This window comes from Arthrobacter sp. BB-1, assembly GCF_006151685.1.
In the GTDB taxonomy this organism is placed as follows: domain Bacteria; phylum Actinomycetota; class Actinomycetes; order Actinomycetales; family Micrococcaceae; genus Arthrobacter.
This window is the reverse complement of the sequence record NZ_VDEV01000029.1, coordinates 19,109-38,099: the sequence shown is the minus strand read 5'-3', so window position 1 is coordinate 38,099 and position 18,991 is coordinate 19,109. Positions and strand designations below refer to the sequence as shown.

Annotated in this window: 20 protein-coding genes and 1 pseudogene; 14 read left to right on the top strand and 7 right to left on the bottom strand. The window is 65.9% G+C overall.

What is annotated here, in order from left to right:
- Positions 1-20: 20 nt before the first annotated feature.
- Both FHJ30_RS16260 and FHJ30_RS16255 read right to left on the bottom strand, forming a co-directional pair.
- On the bottom strand, positions 21-866 hold the full coding sequence (locus tag FHJ30_RS16260) for an aminoglycoside phosphotransferase family protein (RefSeq protein WP_139030308.1): 846 nt from the start codon (positions 864-866) through the stop codon (positions 21-23).
- 3 nt (positions 867-869) lie between these two features.
- On the bottom strand, positions 870-1,127 hold the full coding sequence (locus FHJ30_RS16255) for a hypothetical protein (protein WP_139030307.1): 258 nt from the start codon (positions 1,125-1,127) through the stop codon (positions 870-872).
- A gap of 108 nt (positions 1,128-1,235) precedes the next feature.
- Here FHJ30_RS16255 and FHJ30_RS16250 point away from each other — a divergent pair, with 108 nt between their 5' ends.
- Positions 1,236-1,610 (top strand): STAS/SEC14 domain-containing protein, encoded by a 375-nt coding sequence (locus tag FHJ30_RS16250; protein WP_139030306.1) that lies wholly within the window; start codon positions 1,236-1,238, stop codon positions 1,608-1,610.
- On the opposite strand, the pseudogene FHJ30_RS21730 reads toward FHJ30_RS16250, so the two are convergent.
- A pseudogene (locus tag FHJ30_RS21730) lies at positions 1,607-1,842 on the bottom strand (substrate-binding domain-containing protein); the annotation flags it as partial. The gene FHJ30_RS16250 and the pseudogene FHJ30_RS21730 sit on opposite strands and share 4 nt — an antisense overlap.
- 372 nt (positions 1,843-2,214) lie before the next feature.
- On the opposite strand from FHJ30_RS21730, the gene FHJ30_RS16240 reads away from it, so the two are divergent.
- The 3 genes from FHJ30_RS16240 (at position 2,215) to FHJ30_RS16230 (ending at position 3,973) form a co-directional block, all read left to right on the top strand.
- The gene (locus FHJ30_RS16240) at positions 2,215-3,357 is read left to right on the top strand and encodes a 3-deoxy-7-phosphoheptulonate synthase (RefSeq protein WP_139030305.1); all 1,143 of its coding nucleotides are present in this window, start codon (positions 2,215-2,217) and stop codon (positions 3,355-3,357) included.
- A gap of 154 nt (positions 3,358-3,511) precedes the next feature.
- Entirely contained in the window at positions 3,512-3,724 is a 213-nt protein-coding gene (locus FHJ30_RS16235) for a helix-turn-helix domain-containing protein (protein ID WP_066278759.1), read from the top strand.
- Between the two features lie 150 nt (positions 3,725-3,874).
- A complete protein-coding gene (locus FHJ30_RS16230) occupies positions 3,875-3,973 on the top strand; it encodes a 30S ribosomal protein bS22 (protein ID WP_003792170.1) in 99 nt (32 codons plus the stop codon).
- Between the two features lie 122 nt (positions 3,974-4,095).
- On the opposite strand, the gene FHJ30_RS16225 is transcribed toward FHJ30_RS16230, so the two are convergent.
- Positions 4,096-4,914 (bottom strand): HAD family phosphatase, encoded by an 819-nt coding sequence (locus FHJ30_RS16225; protein WP_139030304.1) that lies wholly within the window; start codon positions 4,912-4,914, stop codon positions 4,096-4,098.
- A 90-nt stretch (positions 4,915-5,004) separates the two neighbouring features.
- Between FHJ30_RS16225 and FHJ30_RS16220 the strand changes: the two genes are divergently transcribed.
- Both FHJ30_RS16220 and FHJ30_RS16215 read left to right on the top strand, forming a co-directional pair.
- Positions 5,005-5,259, top strand: a complete 255-nt coding sequence (locus FHJ30_RS16220) for a glutaredoxin family protein (protein WP_139030303.1) — start codon at positions 5,005-5,007, stop codon at positions 5,257-5,259.
- Positions 5,260-5,365: 106 nt separating this feature from the next.
- The gene (locus tag FHJ30_RS16215) at positions 5,366-6,070 is read left to right on the top strand and encodes a redox-sensing transcriptional repressor Rex (RefSeq protein ID WP_139030302.1); all 705 of its coding nucleotides are present in this window, start codon (positions 5,366-5,368) and stop codon (positions 6,068-6,070) included.
- Between the two features lie 57 nt (positions 6,071-6,127).
- Here FHJ30_RS16215 and FHJ30_RS16210 read toward each other — a convergent pair whose 3' ends face one another.
- The 3 genes from FHJ30_RS16210 to FHJ30_RS16200 all read right to left on the bottom strand — a co-directional run bounded on the left by FHJ30_RS16210 (position 6,128) and on the right by FHJ30_RS16200 (position 8,230).
- On the bottom strand, positions 6,128-6,973 hold the full coding sequence (locus FHJ30_RS16210) for a hypothetical protein (protein ID WP_139030301.1): 846 nt from the start codon (positions 6,971-6,973) through the stop codon (positions 6,128-6,130).
- A 109-nt stretch (positions 6,974-7,082) separates the two neighbouring features.
- Positions 7,083-7,550, bottom strand: a complete 468-nt coding sequence (locus FHJ30_RS16205; protein ID WP_139030300.1) for a hypothetical protein — start codon at positions 7,548-7,550, stop codon at positions 7,083-7,085.
- Positions 7,551-7,681: 131 nt separating this feature from the next.
- Positions 7,682-8,230, bottom strand: coding sequence for a YceI family protein (locus FHJ30_RS16200; protein WP_139030299.1), 549 nt, complete (start codon positions 8,228-8,230; stop codon positions 7,682-7,684).
- Positions 8,231-8,444: 214 nt separating this feature from the next.
- Between FHJ30_RS16200 and FHJ30_RS16195 the strand changes: the two genes are divergently transcribed.
- From FHJ30_RS16195 to FHJ30_RS16160, 8 genes are all read left to right on the top strand, one after another.
- Positions 8,445-9,125, top strand: a complete 681-nt coding sequence (locus FHJ30_RS16195) for a histidine phosphatase family protein (RefSeq protein ID WP_139030298.1) — start codon at positions 8,445-8,447, stop codon at positions 9,123-9,125.
- A 35-nt stretch (positions 9,126-9,160) separates the two neighbouring features.
- The gene (locus FHJ30_RS16190; protein ID WP_139030378.1) at positions 9,161-9,739 is read left to right on the top strand and encodes a TlpA disulfide reductase family protein; all 579 of its coding nucleotides are present in this window, start codon (positions 9,161-9,163) and stop codon (positions 9,737-9,739) included.
- 14 nt (positions 9,740-9,753) lie between these two features.
- On the top strand, positions 9,754-10,509 hold the full coding sequence (locus FHJ30_RS16185) for a cytochrome c biogenesis CcdA family protein (RefSeq protein WP_139030297.1): 756 nt from the start codon (positions 9,754-9,756) through the stop codon (positions 10,507-10,509).
- Complete coding sequence (locus tag FHJ30_RS16180; RefSeq protein WP_139030296.1) at positions 10,509-12,284, top strand: cytochrome c biogenesis protein ResB; 1,776 nt, start codon at positions 10,509-10,511, stop codon at positions 12,282-12,284. Before FHJ30_RS16185 ends, FHJ30_RS16180 begins: the two co-directional genes overlap by 1 nt.
- Entirely contained in the window at positions 12,284-13,381 is a 1,098-nt protein-coding gene (gene ccsB / locus FHJ30_RS16175; protein ID WP_139030295.1) for a c-type cytochrome biogenesis protein CcsB, read from the top strand. The genes FHJ30_RS16180 and ccsB overlap by 1 nt, the downstream gene beginning before the upstream one ends.
- 155 nt (positions 13,382-13,536) lie before the next feature.
- Entirely contained in the window at positions 13,537-15,624 is a 2,088-nt protein-coding gene (locus FHJ30_RS16170) for an Hsp70 family protein (protein ID WP_139030294.1), read from the top strand.
- 2 nt (positions 15,625-15,626) lie between these two features.
- Entirely contained in the window at positions 15,627-17,690 is a 2,064-nt protein-coding gene (locus FHJ30_RS16165) for a LuxR C-terminal-related transcriptional regulator (protein ID WP_139030293.1), read from the top strand.
- 163 nt (positions 17,691-17,853) lie between these two features.
- Positions 17,854-18,912, top strand: a complete 1,059-nt coding sequence (locus tag FHJ30_RS16160; RefSeq protein WP_139030292.1) for an IniB N-terminal domain-containing protein — start codon at positions 17,854-17,856, stop codon at positions 18,910-18,912.
- Positions 18,913-18,991 lie beyond the last annotated feature (79 nt).

Sequence of the window (18,991 nt, the reverse complement as noted above, 5' to 3'; positions counted from 1 at the left end):
CGCGGCATCACCGCGGGCCGTTAGGCCCAGGGCCCCGCCAGGGTACGCTCCAATGTTTCCACCCCTGACCGCTCGAACGCGGAGTCTCCAATCCTGTGTGCCCATACCACCGTCCCCAGAGATTGATTCAGGTTTTCCAGCTGCCAGGTATCGGCCTCGAATTCCTGAATGCGCCGCCCGAAACCGCTGTAGAAGGCTTCCTCCAGCCCGGGCTGTTCCAAGAACTGCTGGCTGGTGAGCCGCACCAGGTCGTGCATCCAGGGGCGGTGGTCGGCGCGTCCAAAGTCAATGACCTTGATCTGGCCTTCGTCGTGGAGCCAGTTCCTGGGCTGATAATCCCCGTGGGTGGTGACGAGTTGGACCGGGCCCAGCCTCAGTCCCGCCAGCCCCTGGACGGCCAGGGTCAGGGTGTCTTCATCTACCAGCCCCCGGGCCGATCGGATCAACAACTGTGTTTGGTGGGCGAGTTTCTTTGCGTAGTGGGAAGATGTGCCCGCAGGCCGGTGCAGCCTCGCCAGAAGGTCGCCTGCCTGGCGGTACGTTTCGGGGTCATGCTCGGCAGCCGATCCCTCCACGGACGCTCCGGGCAGAAACTCGGTGACAAGGATCCCGGCCGCCACGGATGCGTACCTGAGAAGGGAAGCTTTGCCCTGCAGGCCAGGCAGGCCATGCCTGAGGGCGGCAACCTCACGCCGGATGTGGTGGCTGGTGGTGCTCGCCTTGACGATGAAGCTCCCGCCGGCAGGTGTGGAGACGTGAAGCACGGACGTGTCCTGCAGGGGCCAGGAGTGGTCCCGGACTACCTCGAATGGCCCGAGCCAGGACGACAGCAGGCGCGTCTGCTCATCTGTTAGGAAACCGGGCATCCATCAGGCTATGTTCTCCACGGCCAGTTCCTCAACCGCCACGGCCAGGACGTCCATGTCGAACCAGGCCGCTGGCAGCACGTTGTGGACAAAGGCGTCGAATTCGAAGGGGTGGCAGCGCCCGCCGTGGTTCCAGTACATGATCCAGAGATCGATCAGGCCCCGGTCTTTGCGCCGCAGCAGGTCCCTGGCAGTGTGCCGCGCGTCATCCATAACCAATCCTTGCTTCTGCTCCCGGTCCCCCACAAGGGCAGTAGCCATGTTTGCCGCATTTGGTTCTGTCCCCTCCCGCGATGCCGGCAACAGGTCCGGAGGGATACGGCAAGATGGGAAAGTCATAGGAGTGCGCCCACGGAAGGGAGGCAGGTTTTGGAGCCTGTAAGTTTCGACGGCGGTAAAGGGACCGTGGAGCTGCGTTCAGACGGCATCATCCACCTGATTTGGGAACCTAACGTCCGGATAGAACTGCAGGACGCCCGGGCGGCCATGGCTGCCGTGAACCAGATAGCGGGGGACAGTACCTACCCGATGCTGGTGGACATGGCCACCACCGAGGACGTCACCAGGGCAGCGCGTTCCGTCTTCTCCATCCCTTGTGCTGCCAACAGGATTGCGCTGCTGGGAGCAAGCCCGGTGGACCGGATCTTCGCCAACTTTTTCCTCGGCGTGCATATCCCGCCCTGCCCCACCCGGTTTTTCACCTCCCGGACAGAGTCCATGGAATGGCTGCGGGCAGGTAATTAGTTGGTTTTTGTACTCTGCCGCACCACCAGTTCCGGCGTGAAGACCACCGAACGGTGCGTCGGGTTCTGAACTCCACCTCTTCGGCGAGGAGTTCGGTTGTGGTGCGCCCCAGCGCCTCCGTGGGCTGCGGGATGGAGGTGGGGCCACCCACAAAGGCCAGTCGACGGCGGCAGGTGTCCAGCAGGTGCCGCGCAGCCAGGTACCCCCCCGCCTCGTCATCCACTGCCGCTGTCCCTTAGCAGCACCGCGCTCCCGTGGAGGACGGCGTCGTTGCGGACGAACCCCAGCTCCTCGATCGCCTTCAGCACCCGATCCTGGCTGATCCCCGGCCCAACCAGGTAGCGCGTTTTGGACGCTCAAAACGACACGTAGCGCTTCCTGGTTGCGTGGGATTTGGTGTGCGTGCCGAAGCGCGGCTATGGTTCATGGCATGACTAACCGTTGGTATGCGTATTTTTCGTTGGCTCTGGAGGGGCCCGCGTCTAACTGACACGCATCCAACTTTCCTTCAGAGCCAACAGGGCAGAGATCATTCTCTGCCCTTCGCCGTTTCTCCGGCGGGTTCTGATCCGGGCCCGCTTCCCATCTGGAACAGGACCCGAACATGAACACCGCAACAGCCCCCACAAGCGCCGCCGCCGGCACCAAAGCCGCAAAATCGACGTCGAACCTGCGGGTCAGCGAATTCACCGCGCTGCCCACGCCCCAGGAAGTCATCGCGGAACTGCCGCTGGACGCCCGGACGGCGGACGTCGTCGAACGCGGACGCGACGAAGTCCGCGCCATCATGGACGGCGTGGACGACCGCCTGCTGGTCATCGTGGGACCCTGCTCCATCCATGATCCGAAAGCCGGGCTGGAGTACGCACGGCGGCTGGTCAGCCAGGCCGAGAAGCACAGGGAAGACCTGCTGATCGTCATGCGGACCTACTTCGAGAAGCCCCGTACAACGGTGGGCTGGAAGGGCCTGATCAACGATCCGCGGCTGGACGGCAGCCACGACATGGTCACCGGCCTCCGGACCGCACGGCGCTTCCTGCAGCAGGTCACCGCTCTGGGGCTGCCCACAGCCACCGAATTCCTGGAGCCGATCAGCCCGCAGTACATGGCGGACCTGATCTCCTGGGGCGCCATCGGGGCCCGCACCACCGAAAGCCAGATCCACCGGCAGCTCGCCTCCGGCCTGTCCATGCCCATCGGCTTCAAGAACGGGACCGACGGCGACCTCCAAGTAGCCATTGACGCTTGCGGTGCAGCGGGGGCCGCCCAGGCTTTCCTCGGCATCGATGGCGACGGCCGGGCCGCGCTGGTGTCCACCGCCGGAAACCCGGACACCCATGTCATCCTCCGCGGCGGGCGCAAGGGGCCGAACTACTCTGCCGCCGACGTCGAGGATGCCTCTGCGAAGCTGGCAAACAAGCAGCTGAACTCCCGCCTCATCGTTGACGCCAGCCACGCCAACAGCGGCAAAAGCCACCACCGCCAGGCCGAAGTGGCCCTGGAGATCGGCGCCCAGCTGGAAGACGGCGGCACCGCTGCCCAGGCGGTTGCCGGCGTCATGCTGGAAAGCTTCCTGGTGGGCGGCGCCCAGAACCTCGACGTCGCCGAGCACGCCGCGGGACGCACGGAACTCGTTTACGGGCAGAGCGTCACCGACGCCTGCATGGAGTGGGACGTTTCTGTTTCGGTCCTGGACCAGCTGGCCGCCTCCGCCCGCAAGCGGAGGAAGTCAACTCCCGTTAATTAGGGGGTGAAATAGGGGACCTTACTACTTTCACTTCTGCCACAGGAACATCTAGAGTATCTAGGTAGGTGGTTGGTGGATGGCTCAGCATCGGAACACCGCATTGGCATGAACATGGGGTCACTGTTGTCCATCCGTCAGCAAAGGAATATGGGAAATGTCGGCAGAACAGAACTTCTCAAACGCGAAGTTCCTCACCGTGGCTGAAGTCGCCCAGGTCATGCGCGTTTCCAAGATGACCGTGTACCGGCTGGTGCACTCCGGCGAGATGCCGGCAGTGCGCTTCGGACGCTCCTACCGGGTTCCGGAACAGGCCGTGGAGCAGTACCTCAAAGGTGCCGTGGTGGACGGCCATACCGAGACCGCCTGACACGCCTGTCCGTAGCCGCCTCCCGGAAGCGGTACCCTGTTAAGGAACGTTTTACGTCATTGTAAGAATCTGTCAGTTGTTCAGTTCGTAGCTCTGTCCACGAACCTTTTCCATCAGACAGGTACTGCATCTAGTTTGTGAGGAACTTTCGTGGGTTCAGTTATTAAGAAGCGTCGCAAGCGTATGGCCAAGAAGAAGCACCGCAAGCTGCTTCGCAAGACCCGTCACCAGCGCCGCAACAAGAAGTAGCAATACTTCGAACTGCGTGGAAATGCCCGCCGCCTTCCGAGGTGGCGGGCATTTCTGTGTCCTGGCCCAACCAGGTAGCGCCAAGTGTCGTTATGGGCGCTCAGAACGACACTTCGCGCCACCTAGATGCGGGGGCCGCGGATGCGGGCGAAGCCCTTCCAGAGCCCGTACACGGCGCCGCAGGCCGTTGCCGCCTTGAGCCCCAGGGTGGCTGCGCGGCGGCCGGCCCGGAAGTCGTAGACGGGCCAGTTGTTGTCCCGGGCGTGCCGGCGCAGGCGGGCATCCGGGTTGATGGCCACGGGATGCCCCACCAATGTCAGCAGGGGGATGTCGTTGTAGGAGTCGCTGTAGGCCCAGCAGCGCTTTAGGTCCAGCTCCTCGGCGTCGGCGATGGCCTGGACGGCGACCGCCTTGGCGGAGCCGTGCAGGATGTCTCCCACCAGCCGGCCCGTGTACATGCCCTCATGTATTTCGCCCACCGTTCCCAGCGCTCCGGTCAGCCCCAGCCGGGTGGAAATCACGGTGGCCACTTCAATGGGTGTGGCGGTGACCAGCCACACCCGGCGGCCAACACGCAGGTGCTGCTCCGCCAAGGCTTTGGCGCCGGGCCAGATCCGCGAGGCGATCATCTCGTCGTAGACCTCTTCGCCCAAGGCCTTAACGTCGTCGACAGTGATCCCCGCGGCCAGGGTGAGGGCGGAATCGCGCACCGCGTGGACATCGTCGATGTTCTCGCCGCGGGCCACGAACTTGAACTGCTTCCAGGCGAAGCCGGCGGCCTGGGTCATGGTGAAGGCGCCGCGCTGGTGCATCTTCCGTGCAACGTGGAACAGGCTGGCGCCGCGCATCAGCGTGTTGTCCACATCGAAGAACGCCGCCTCGCCCGGCTGCGGCGCAGCAACCGGCTTGGTGACTACGGCGACGTATTTCTCCTCGGGCATGGACTTGAGTCTAGCCAATCCACTGTGCATTCCACTGCGCCCTCGCGCTGGACGTCGCAGGGCTCCGGGCGACGGGGATACCGTTAAGGCATGGCCACACCCCGCGTCCTCCTCATCACCAAAGCAGACTGCCACCTTTGCGAAGACGCGCGCGACGCCGTCGGGCGGGTTACGGCCTTGCTGGGACTTGAGTGGAACGAAGAGTTGGTGGACCACCAGCCGGAACTGCGTGAGCGCTATGCGGAGGAAATCCCAGTGGTGCTGGTGGACGGCGTGCAGCGGGATTTCTGGAAAATAGACGAAGCCCGCCTGGAACGCGTGCTCCGGCAGGCCATGGCGCAGTAGGGGAGCAGTTCTTGTGATGGCTCGGGTATCGGTGCGGCACCTGCTTTGTTGGCATTGCTGATGGGGCTCTAGAGTGGAGTCACAACGCAATGCGAGGGAGGAGCTGGTGGCTTCGCTGGATTCAACTCCCCAGGCTGTCCCGGACCTGCCGGGAGCCACGGGCATGGCAGCCAAGCAGATTCCGCCGGCTGCGGTGGCACGGCTGACCCTCTACCTGCGCGCCCTCAACACCCTGCTCGCAGAGGGGGTGGAACGCGTCTCCTCAGAATCCCTCGCCGAGGCCTCCGGTGTCAGCTCCGCCACCTTGCGCAAGGACCTCTCCCACGTGGGCTCGTACGGAACCCGCGGCGTGGGCTACGAAGTGCAGTACCTGAGCCGGCACATCGCCGCCGCCCTGGGACTCACGCACGACTGGAAAGTGGCGATCGTGGGTGCCGGCAACCTGGGCAAGGCCCTGGCACGGTACGGCGGCTTTGAATCCCGCGGCTTTGACGTGGTTGCCATTTTTGACGCGGACCAGATGGTGGTGGGCAACGAAGTGGGCTGGCTGCGGGTCAGTGACGTGGCCGACCTGGAAACCGTGCTGCACCGCACGGGTGCCAACATGGTGGTGCTGGCACTGCCCGCCGCCGTGGCCCAGGATATTTGCGACCGCGTGGTTGCGGCCGGCGTCCGCAGCATCCTGAGTTTCGCGCCCGTGATGCTCCAGGTGCCGGAAGGGGTCAACCTCCGCAAGGTGGACATGGCAACGGAGCTGCAGATCCTTGCCTACCACGCACAGCGGGCGCAGACCCCGGGCCAGACCGCCTAGGTTTCTGGCGGTACCGTCTGGTTCCGGGACCCACGCCCGCAGGGTGGTGTGGTTGGACTACCGGCCGTAGGGGTTGCCCATACCGCCGCCGTACGGGTTGGCGAACGGCTGCTGCCTCCGGAAGTACGGAGCTGCGCCCGGCAGGTAGAGCAGCACAATGGCCGCGATTCCCAACAATGTGCCGATGGTCGCGAAGCTGGGAGGACTGAAGAGGCCGAGGACGGAAAGGGCCGCGAAGACTGTGCCCAGGATGCGTGCCCAGTTCTTGCCCTTGCGGACAAAGAACGCCACCAGCAGGTACAGCGCCAGGCCAATGATGGCAAACACCACCAGGGTGCCGGCGATGACGCCCTTCATATCCTCGTAGGTGACTCCCGCGCCGGTGCCCTGGACCTGGCTGTCGAAGACATCACGGAACCGGGGATCGTCCAGCGTGGCGAGGCCGGCAAGAGCGGAGACGACGAAGATGGCGGCCGAGGCGATCAGCAGCCAGAACGAAATGTTGACCAGCTGCGGGACGCCGGCGCTTCCAGAGGGCTGGGGCTGCTCCGAAGGATACTGCGCGTAGGGGGACTGGCCGTACGGCTGCTGCCCGTACGGCTGCTGCCCGTACTGCGGAGCGTTCTGCCCGTACTGGGGTGCGCCGGACTGCTGTCCGTACTGCGGTGCGTTCTGCCCGTACTGGGGTGCGCCGGACTGCTGTCCGTACTGCGGTGCGTTCTGCCCGTACTGGGGTGCGCCGGACTGCTGTCCGTACTGCGGGGCGTTCTGCCCGTACTGGGGTACGCCGGACTGCTGCCCGTACTGCGGGGTGTTCTGGCCGTAGCGCGGGCCCTGCGAGCCAGACTCGGACCCGGACTCGGGATCGTTCGGAACGGGAGGCGGGACAGGGGGAGTACTCATGAGCGGTCCTTTTGCATGTCGGGTTCCAGGTAGGCTGCCGGGAATGGTCCTGTGCCCTACCCCCAGCATGGCTTAAGTCCACCGTACCCCCGGGCGGGCGCCTTGTGGGTCATTCGGAAGAGGTATTCCCGCGCCGTCCTGCTGCGGCAAAGAAGGCCTGTGAACGGGGCAGCCAGAGAAGGACGGTGGCGGCCAGGCTGATGAGGAAGGCGGTCCAGTTGCCGCCCTGGCCCACGCCGACGGCCCAGTTGGCAACGGCCAGGACCAGGGTGATGGCTGTGAGGGCCGTCAAACCCAGCCGCGCCCAATGCTTCCCGTCCTTCATTGCGAGGGCGAACACGATCTGGGCTGCTCCCACGGCTGCAGCCAGCAGCATGAGCAGCAGCACCAGGGTTGCGGCTCCCGGTGCTGCGGCGAAGAGCACCAGGGACGCCAGCATGCCGAGGATTCCGCCCAGCAGGCCCAGGATGCCGCCCACGAACCAGATCCAGAACGAGACCTTGAGTTCGGTGGGAAGTCCCGCCACCAGGAACATCCGGGCAAAGCCGGAACGGGGCGTGCTGGGAGAGTTGCTCATGGCCCTCACTGTAAACCCCTCCGCAAACCCCGCGGCTGCCTGGGAAGGGAGGAGGAGGGAGGACCTTTAAAAGGAGAAACCCCGGCACTGGACTGCGAAGTCCAGCGCCGGGGCGCCTCCAGGAAAGGCGATTACGCTGCGGGAGCGATGAACGCCAGTTCCAGGTTGATGGCAACCTTGTCGCTCACCAGGACGCCGCCGGTCTCCAGGACAGCGTTCCAGGTCAGGCCGAAGTCCTTGCGGCTGATGGTGGTTTCGGCGGAAACGCCGGCGCGGGTGTTGCCGAACGGGTCCACGGCCACGCCGTTGAATTCGGTGTCCAGCGTGATGGGGCGGGTGACGCCCTTGATGGTCAGGTCGCCGGTGAGCTCGTAGCTGTTGCCCTTGGCCACCAGGCCGTTGGAGACGAAGGAGATCTCCGGGAACTTCTCCACGTCGAAGAAGTCCTCGCCCTTGACGTGGCCGTCACGGTTGGCATCGCCGGAATCGAAGCTGGCGGTGTTAATGGTGGCGTTGATCTTGGCGCCGGCCACATCCTCGGGAAGGTCCAGGGTTGCTGCTGCTTCCTTGAACTGGCCGCGGACCTTGCTGATGCCTGCGTGGCGGACGGTGAAGCCGATCTCGCTGTGGGAGTTGTCCAGGACCCAGGTGCCGGTGGTGACGTCTGCGGGAAGTGCCATGATGTTGCTCCTTGTTATGTGCGTGCTGTTAAGGTCTGCCATTGAAGCTTCATCTGTTGAAGTCTCAACTAACTGCTGCACCTAGTATAAACATGCATTTGCATGTTTCATTCCCGCCTGTGGAACATTTCTTCAAAAACTTCAGTTCTACTGTTTGTAGAAAGTCTGTGCGGGAGATTTCGGATCGCACGCCATCTTTGAGAAACTGGTAAACATGCCCCAAGCCACTGTCCATTTGCTCCGCCACGGCGAGGTCCACAATCCTGACGGCGTCCTGTACGGAAGGCTGCCCGAATTCCACCTCTCCGAACTGGGGCAGGAGATGGCGCGCATGCTCGCGGAGCACTTCCGCCGCCGCGCCGCAGCCGGTGCCCGCATCACCTACCTGGCAGCCTCGCCACTGGACCGTGCGCAGGAAACTGCACGGCCGACGTCGGACGCCCTTCACCTGGAAATCCACACGGACGAGCGCATCATCGAGGCGGAGAACTACTTCGAGGGCATGAAGGTCACCAAGGCTGAGCTTCGCCGGCCCAAGCACTGGCCCCGGCTGGTCAACCCGCTGCGGCCTTCGTGGGGCGAGCCCTACAAGAAGCAGGCCTCCCGGGTGATGGAAGCGGTGCAGGAAGCACGCCTGCGCGCCATCGAACTCGCGGCCGGGGACTTCGGCGCGGATGGGCCTGAAGCGATCATGGTCAGCCACCAGCTCCCCATCTGGGCCACCCGGCTGAGCGCCGAAGGCAGGCCCCTGTGGCACGATCCCCGGAAGCGTGAATGCACGCTGACCTCCATCACGTCGCTGGTGTTCGACGACGGCGGCACGCTCCTGCGCGTGCAGTACAGCGAACCGGCGGCTTCCCTTCTTCCGGGTGCGGCAAGCACCCCTGGAGCCTAGTAGTGACCAACAGTAAGACCACCTCCCGCCGCAGCCTGCTCGCTGCCGGCGGCCTGGCCCTGACCGCCCTGACCCTGGGGCTGTCCGGCTGTGCCCAGGAGGACGCCCTGGCGCAGCAGGCCAAGGCGGGGGACAACAAGAACTATGTGGCCGGGGACGGATCCGTCACGGAGTTCGCTGCCGGGGACCGCAAGTCCGCCATCCAGGTCAACGGCACCCTGTTCAACGGCACCGCGGTGACGCCCGCCGACTTCCAGGGCAAAGTGACAGTCCTGAACTTCTGGTTCGCGGCCTGTGCCCCCTGCCGGGTGGAAGCGCCCATCCTGGAAGAGCTCCACCAGGAGTTCAAGGACCAGGGTGTGCAGTTCTTCGGCGTCAACCTCCGGGACGAGAAGGCCACGGCAGAGGCGTTTGAAAACAACTTCAACCTGACGTACCCGAGCTTTGACGACAAGGACGGCGGCGTCCTCCTGGCCGTCTCCGGCCTGGTCCCGCCCGGCGCGGTTCCCACCACGCTGGTGCTGGACAAGCAGGGCCGCGTGGCCTCCCGCGTCCTCGGCGAAGTCCAGAAGGGCACCCTGAAAGCCCTCATTGCTGCCGCCGTGGCAGAGTAGCGGCGGCCCGGACCGTGAACAGCCCCTTCGCCGAAGCCATCCTGAACGGCTCGCTCCTCCTTGCCATTCCGGTGGCACTGCTGGCCGGACTGGTCTCCTTCCTCTCGCCCTGCGTCCTGCCCCTGGTTCCCGGGTACCTGGGCTACGTCACGGGGCTGAGCGGTGTGGACCTGCAGAAGCAGAAGCGCGGCCGGATGCTGCTGGGCGTCGGCTTGTTCGTGCTGGGCTTCTCCGTGATCTTCGTCCTGCTGGGCGGTGCGTTCGGCCAGCTGGGAACCCTCATCACGGGCTCACAGAATGCCTGGATCACCCAGCTCCTGGGCGTCCTGGTGATCGTCATGGGCGTGGTGTTCATGGGCGGCTTCAGCTGGCTGCAGCGCGACGCCAAGATCCACGCGAAGCCGCCGGCCGGGCTGTGGGGCGCGCCACTGCTGGGCCTGACCTTCGGGCTGGGCTGGGCGCCGTGCATCGGCCCCACCTATTCCGCCGTCCAGTTACTGAGCCTCTCCGGCGGCTCCTCCGCCGCCAAGGGCGCCTTCCTGGCCTTTGTCTACAGCCTGGGCCTGGGCATTCCCTTCCTGCTGATCGCCCTTGCGGTCCGCCGCGGCATGGGTGTGATGGCGTTCTTCCGCAAGCACCGGGTGGCCATCCAGCGCATTGGAGGCGGCATCCTGGTGGTGCTGGGCCTGCTGATGGCCAGCGGCGTCTGGGGTACCTGGGTGACCGAACTCCAGTACTGGTTCCAAACCGATGTGAAGTTGCCGATCTGATGAGCGAGCGCGTGAACGTAGAGAAGAAGCAGTCCTCCCCGGCATCCGGTGCCGCAGTGGCCGAGGCCAAGGCGGACGCCGCGCTGCCGGCCCTGGGACCCAAGGAGATGCTGCGCTGGGCGTGGACCCAGCTGACCAGCATGCGCACGGCGCTTTTCCTGCTGCTCCTCCTGGCCGTCGCGGCCGTGCCGGGCTCGCTGTTCCCGCAGCGCCCGGCCAACCCTGCCGTGGTCACTCAGTACATTAAGGACAACCCGGACTACGGCAAGCTGCTGGACACCCTGCAGCTGTACGACGTCTACTCCTCGGCCTGGTTCTCCGCCATCTACCTGCTGCTGTTCATCTCCCTGATCGGCTGTGTGGTGCCCCGCGCCATCGCCCATTACAGGGCCATGCGCTCCCAGCCGCCGCGCACGCCCAAGCGACTCTCCCGCCTTCCCGAGTACGGCACCCTGGTCATTCCGGCCGACGCCGGGATCCCGGCGTCGGACGCCATCAACAGTGCCGCCGGGCTGCTGGAGAAGCGCGGCTACCGCGTTGAGGTGAGGGACGACGGCGGCGCGCGGCCGTCTTTGGGCGCCGAGCGCGGCTTCCTGAAGGAAGTGGGAAACCTTGTCTTCCACACCTCGCTCATCGGCGTGCTGGTGTCAGTGGCCATCGGCGGCCTGTTCGGCTACAGCGGCCAGCGCATCCTGGTGGAGGGCGACACGTTCGTGAACACCCTGGTGGGCTATGACCAGTTCACGCCCGGCACCAATTTCCAGTCCAGCCAGCTGCAGCCCTACTCCATCCAGCTGGACAAGTTCGACATTACATTCGACCGCGAATCCCAGGGCAAGTTCGGCCAGCCCATCGACTTCTCGGCGGCGGTGACCACAAAGGAAAACCCCGACGCGCCCGCGCGACAGGAAACCCTGAAGGTCAACGACCCCATCACCCTGGGCGGTACCAGCATCTACCTCACCGGCAACGGCTACGCCCCCGTGGTGACCATCCGGGACGGCGCCGGCAACGTGGCCATGCAGGGACCCGTGGTGGCCAAGCTGCAGGGGGACAACTACTACTCCTCCGTGGTGATCAAGGTTCCCGACGCCAAACCGGACCAGCTGGGGTTTGCAGGCTTCTTCCTGCCCACCGCCTTCGTCACCAACGAGGGGGTCTCCTTCAGCGGGGACCCGGAACTGTTCAACCCGCAGCTGACGCTCAACTCCTACTACGGGGACCTTGGCCTGGATGACGGGGCTCCGCAGAACGTCTTCGAACTGGACGTCAAGGACCTGACCCCGCTGAACGCCCGCAACTTGGACGCCGGCGGCATCACCCTCTCGCCGGGGACCAGCTACACCCTGCCGGACGGCAAAGGCACCATCAGTTTCGACGGCGTCAAGCGCTACATCGGCGTGGACATCCACCACAACCCCGGGCAGGTCTACGCCCTGGTGTTTGCGCTCCTGGCCGTAGCCGGGCTGATCCTCTCGCTCTACGTCAACCGCCGCCGGGTATGGGTCCGCACGGGCACGCACGAGGACGGGCGCACAATGGTTGAGTACGGGCTCCTGGCCCGCGGCGAGGACCACCGCCTTGCTGCCGAGGCCGCCGCCCTCCGGAAGCTGCTCGGTGAAGAGTGGCAGCTGGACCCCGGACAGGACGCGGCCCAGCCCGGGTCTTCCCAGCAAACACCCAGCAGCCTGGGCGAGAATAGCCCCGGCGCTGCCGCAACCACAGGCCCAGCCACCACCCCAGCCGGCCCCTCCGGGCCCGAAAAGGACCAGTAATGCCGTTTGGAATCAACGAAACCATGGGCCAGTACAGCGAGCTGTTCATGCTGCTGGCGGCCGGCACATACACGGTGGCCTTCATCGCCTTCGCCTGGGACCTGGCCAAGAGCAGCAGGGCCCTGCGCGCCATCGACCTGAAGGCCGCCCAGGCCGGCCTCGACGGCCAGGCCCGGGAGTCGGCCAAGGTTCCGGTGGCAGCCGGGGTGGGGGAGCGCGCTGAAACGCACCTGGCCGGGCCTGCGGGCAGGGCCGAACGGCCGTCGTCGTCCACTGCCAAAGCTGCAGGGGCCGGAGGTGTGGCCACTGCCGACGCCGACATGCGGTACGCCGCGGAACGCCGCGCGCCCGCGCGGGTGGCCGTGGCACTGACCGTCCTCGGCGCGCTGATCCATGGTGCCGGCGTGGTCACCCGCGCCTTGGGTGCAGGACGCGTCCCGTGGGGCAACATGTACGAATTCCTCACCACCGGCGCGTTCGTGGCGGTCGCCGTGTTCCTGCTGGTGCTGGTCCGCCGCGACCTCCGCTTCCTGGGCACGTTCGTGGTGGGGCTGGCCATCATCATGCTGGTGGCCGCGTCCGTGGCGTACTGGACGCCGGTGGGCCACCTGGTCCCCGCCCTGCAGAGCTACTGGCTGATCATCCACGTGTCCATCGCCGTGCTGTCCTCCGCGCTGTTCACCCTGACCTTCGCCATGTCCGCGCTCCAACTGGTCCAGTCGCACCGCCAGAGGACGGTGGCTGCCGGCGGGGCGGACAAGCTCGGGTTCATGCGCCTGGTGCCGTCCGCGCTGAGCCTGGAGAACCTGTCCTACCGCATCAACGCGATCGCCTTCATCGGCTGGACGTTCACCCTCATGTTCGGCGCCATCTGGGCCGAGAAGGCATGGGGCCGGTTCTGGGGCTGGGACACCAAGGAGGTGTGGACTTTCGTCATCTGGGTGGTGTACGCAGGGTACCTCCACGCGCGTGCTACACGCGGCTGGACAGGCACGCGTGCGGCCTGGCTGTCGATCGTTGGCTACCTGTGCGTCATTTTTAACTTCACCATCGTGAACCAATTCTTTAACGGCCTTCACTCATACTCAGGGCTCTGAACAGGGGTTTCTTTCCGGCGCCGGGGCGTCACAGGGGGAAATAACAATTCGTTTTAGCAATGGGGGTGTTCCCGGTCCGGCCGTAATGCTACCTTGGTGACGTTCGCCAGTGATGAAGCTTGCAGGCGAAACGACAGTATTCCCTGAGGTACCCCATGAGCTACGTTCTCGCCATTGATGTCGGGACCAGCTTCACCGCTGCCGCCGTTGCACGCTTCGATCACGGTACCTCCTCTTCTCCTGAGTGCCTCCCGCTGGGAATCCGCGGAACCTCAGTACCCTCTGTGCTGTTTTACCCGGAGGAAGGCCCCGTCCTGGTGGGGGAAGCCGCGGAACGCCGCGGGCTTGATTCCCCGGCCCGGGTGGTGCGGGAATTCAAGCGCCGCATGGGTGACGCCGTGCCGATCTCCGTGGGCACGCTCTCCCTGCCCGCCGAGGACGTCTTCGCCACCATGGCCCGCTGGGTGGCCGACCGCGCGGAGGAACGCGAGGGGGCGCCGCCGTCGGAAATCATGCTGACCCACCCGGCCGCCTGGGGGAGCCACCGCACCTCGCTCCTTAGGGAAGCCCTGGCCGCCAGGGGCCTGCAGAACGTTGCCCTGGTGACGGAACCGGAGGCCGCAGCCCTGCATTACGCCTCCCAGGTGCGCGTGGAAGAGGGAAGCACCATTGCCGTCTACGACCTTGGCGGCGGAACCTTCGACACGGCCGTCCTCCGGAAGGCCGGCAACAACCGGTTTGAGCTGCTGGGCCGCCCGGAAGGCATCGAAAACCTTGGGGGAGCCGACTTTGATGCGGCGGTCCTGCGCTACGTGGCCAGTAACACCGGCGGCATCCTCTCCAGGCTGGACACCTCCGATCCCGGGGCCCGCGCTGCGCTGGCGAGGCTGCAGCGCGAATGCGTGGAAGCCAAGGAGGCGCTCTCCGCGGACAGCGAAGCCAGCATCTCCGTCCTGCTGCCGGGCTTCCACCAGCAGGTGCGCCTGGTCCGTTCCGAATTCGAGGCACTGATCAACGAACCCATCCGGGACACGGTGGACGCGCTGGAACAGTCCCTGGCCAGCCTGCGGCTGGAACCGGCGGACCTTTCCGCCGTGCTCCTCATCGGCGGATCATCGAGGATCCCCCTGGTTGCGCAGGTGATCTCCGAACAGCTGGACCGGCCCATCGCCGTCGACGCTGATCCCAAGTCCTCCATTTGCCTCGGTGCTGCCGCCGCGGCTGTCCTGGCGCGCGAGGCAGCCGCCGCCGAGGTTGCGGCGCAGGCTGCCGCTGCGGCGGAAGCCGGCCGTGCCGCCGCGGCCCGTGATGCGGCCGCACCGGGTTACGCGCCCGGACGGCTGGCGAGCTGGTCGCGGAAGAGCACGACGGCGGCAGGCGCTATGGCTGGAATCGCAGTCCAGGGTGCCGTGCATGGCCAGCACGGACACCGGGGCGGCGCCCACGCGCCGAAACCTACGGTTCGGCTGACCGCCATCGCGGCAGCTGCGGCCGCGTTCACGGTCCTTTCGGCTACCGCTGCCCAGAGCCCCGAGGGCCTCAGCAGCCTGACATCCATCTTCACCCCCAAGGCGGACGCCGCCCCCGAGAAGGGTTCTTCCTTAGGCGGCTCGGGCGGCGGCGGAGGAGTCGGCGGGGCGGCAGCGGCTGGTGCCGGTGCGGAAGCGCAGGAACCTGCGAGGGGCATCGAAGCCAGTGCCAGCACGAAGGACTCCGCCCCTGGCGGCGCGGGCCTGGACGTGGCCGCCTCTCCCACCAGCAGGCCGACGTCCAGCGCCGCCGCGGAGCAGGCTGCCGCGGACTCCGGCGGAACGGGCGCTCTTGACACCGGTACCGCTACAGCTGACGCCGCCGGAACCGGTGCCGGCGGAGTTACGGAGCCCGTCGGCACACCCACTGTCCCTGCCGGAACGGCTGATCCTGCGCCGGGTACAAGCGAACCAGTGCCGGTTGAGACGGGAACGGCAAGCCCTGTCCCCGTGGACCCGCCGCCGACGACTGAGGAGCCGCCCGCGACCGAGGAGCCTCCGCCAGTGACCGAGGAGCCCCCGCCAGCTACCGAGGAGCCTCCGCCCCCGGTGACGGAGGAGCCCCCACCGCCGGCAACCGAGGAGCCGCCGCCTTCCGCGCCCGAACCCACCGCGTCCACGGCCACGGAGTCCGCTCCGGCCACCGATCCGGCCACGGCCACGGAGGCCGCTCCGGCCACCGATCCGGCCACGGCCGCTGAACCGGCGGCTTGAGCATGACCGGGAATGAGATCCGGCCGGTGACCCTGTTGCCCGAGCTGAACCACCACGTGCAGGAGCCCGGTGCCGCAGAACAGATGGCCCGGCAGCTCAAAGGCGAGAACGCTGCTATGCGTGAATTGCTGCTGGCCCTTTCCGTCGGCTTCGTCCTGCCTGGACCGCTGCCAGCGGACCTGCAGCGCAGACTTGACACTGGCGACGTGCAAAGCCTTGGCGCCCTTGTGGAACGGGCAGAAGCTGCAGGACTCCTGACGGCGGACGGGACCGTGGCGGGGCCGGCGCAGCAAGCCCTGCTTGCCGTCGTCCCCGCCGCCAAGGTCCATGCGCTTCAGCGCGAGCTCGTTACGGCGTACGCCAGGGACGGCGTGCCCCTCGGCGACGTCGCCCGCGAACTGGCGCGCGGTGGCCTGGCAGATTCCCGCGTGGCGGCTGAACTGGAGCATGCGGCCGACAAGGCGCTTGACCATGATCCTGCGCTGGCATCCCAACTCTATGGGGAAGCCCTGCTGGCAGGGGCCGACGAAGCAGCGACCGCCGCCCGCCGCGCCCAGGCCGCAGCAGCAAACGGCGACCTGGACGCAGCTACGCGGATCATCGACTCGCTACTCGTGTGCGACGATCCGCCGGACGTGCGCCGGGGCGTGGACGTGGCCGCAGCAGTCTGGGCCCAGCGAGGCATGCTGGCGCGGGCAGCGGACGTGTACAGCTGGCTGGGTGCCAGCCGGATTGGACCATCAGCGCCCCTTGCGGCGGTGGCCATGATCGGCTGCGGAAACCGGGCCGGCGCGGAAGCACTTTTCCAGCCGGGCGCTCCGCCCGCTTCGCCCACCCTCCTGGCTGCCACTCTGGCTGAGACAGGAAAAGGCATCTACCAGTCAGTCAGCGCCGACCCGCAGCACGCACTGCCTGTGCTGATCCATGCGTCGGACATGTTCAACGCGGCAGACGCGGCGCTGCCGCTGCCGGAGACGCCGGCCGCGCTGGCTGCCCTCCTGGCACTGCACAGCGGGGAACCGCGGCTGGCGGAAACGGTGTGCCGGTCTGCAACTGCTGCCGGCCAGGGCGGTAACGCTGCGAAGCCCAGGCTCTTCCTGCTCCAGGCCTGGTCTGCCATGCAGCAGGACAAACTCGAGGATGCCCGGCTCGCGATCAACGAGGCCTCAAAAGCGAATCATTGGCCCCTGGTGCCCCGGGACGAGTTCCTGCGCGCAGCCCTGGACGTTGGCCTGGCCCGGCGGAACGGCGACGTCCCGGAACTCGTCATGGCGTGGGAGCGGGCCCGTGAAGCCATGCTGCACACGTCCGTGGACCTTTACAGCCTCCTGCCGTGGGGCGAGGTGATGATTACGGCCGCACGGCTCAGGGAGACCCGGCGCGTGGCGCACTACCTTGACGAGGCGTGGCAGCTTCTTGACCGGCTGGGCGATCCGCCGCTGTGGGCCGTGCCCTTCCATTGGGCGGCGGTCCAGGCCGCGTTGCTGAGCGAGGACCCTGCGGGCCTCGCTCCCCACGCGGCAGCGCTGGCACGGGCATCGCGTGACAGCCACCTTGCCGCGGTGCTTGCCAGTGCGGGCAAAGCCTGGGTTTCGGTCCTGGCAGGCAGGTTGACTCCTGCCGATGTGGAGGCTGCTGCCCGGGGCCTGGGCCGAGTGGGAATGCCCTGGGAAGGCGCCAGGCTGGCCGGGCACGCAGCGGCCCGGGCTGAGGAGCGCAAGGACATGGTGCGGCTGCTGTCCTGTGCACGGGACCTGCATCCCCAGGTCAGCCCGGCAGCGAACGGCTCATCCGGGCCCGCCGTCCGCAGCAACCATGCCACCGATGAGGCGGCCGGCAGCCTGCACCCGGACGGTTCCGGACTGAGTGAACGGGAAAAGGAAGTGGCCCGCCTGGTACTCGAGGGCAAGACGTACCGTGAGATCGGCGAAGCCATCTATATCTCCCCCCGGACCGCGGAACACCATATCGCAAGGATGCGGCGCCGCCTTGGCGCGGAAAACCGCTCCGACCTGCTGGCCCGGCTCCGCATTGCGTTGGGCCCCGAAGACCCGGCACAGGAATAAACCCCTAATGCCCTAACGGCACGGGATCCGATTCCCCGGCAACTAGCCATCCGGGAGGGGGAATCGGCCCGATGCCCGGTCCTTGTCCCGGACCATACGTTTGATGCAAGCCCGGTAGCGACGCCGGGCGATCCGCAACTCAGAGAAGATTGAGGACAATCAAATGACACTCGCAAACGACCTCGTCCAGTTCCTGATGCACCTCTTTGGCAACCGCCAGGCCGCACAGGACTTCCTGGACGATCCCGAGAAGGTTCTGGAAGACCACGGCCTCGGTGGAGTCTGCTCTGCAGATGTGGACGCCGCCATGCCCGTAGTCCTGGATTACGCACCAGTCACCACCTACACCTCCCGGTTCGACCGCGAGTACAACACCGGCGGCAACACGTCCTGGACCGGCCATATCGGCGGCGGAGGCACGGGCGGCGCCGGACACACTCCTCCTGCAGGCGGCGGAAACCACGACCACGATGATCACGCCCACGCGGTCCAGCAGCTCCACCACGTGGTGAACAACTACTCCTACACTTCAACGGTGGATGACCGGGACAACATTGTTGACCAGTCCGTCAACCAGAACATCTGGGCTGAGGGCGACGTTGAGCAGTGGTTCGACAACGACTCCGTCATCGCCTCCGGGGACCGTTCCATCGCAGCCGGCGATGACGCTAACGTCAGGGACTCCAACAACGTCAGCGATTCCTACAACACAGACAATTCCGCGGACAACTCCACGGACAATTCCGTCCACGCCGGCCACGACGTCAATATCGGCAACGAGAAGACCGATATCGCCGACTCCTTCAACACCGACCTCGATGTCGATGTTGATGACTCGTTCAACGACAACTCGGACAACTCCGACAATTCGGACAACTCCGTGAACGACTCCTACAACGACAATTCGGACACCACCACCGAACTTGACGTCGCAGTCGAGGATTCGTTCAACGACAACTCCGACAACAGCGTAGATAATTCGGACCACTCCACGGACGTTGTCATTGAGGACTCCTTCCAAGACAACTCGACTGAGGAGACCAACACCACCGAGGTCGCGATCGAGGACTCCTTCCAGGACAACTCCAGCACGGAGACCGACACCACGGAGGTTGCGATCGAGGACTCCTTCCAGGACAACTCGACTGAGGAGGACAACACTGAGGTGTACGTGGAAGAGATCGAGGTCAACACGGCTATCGACGATTCAGTGGCCGGCTAGGCAGTCCCGGGTCCACCGGAAGCGCCCGGCAGGAGGTTCCTCCCTCCTGCCGGGCATTTCGGGGCTCATCCCACGTCCC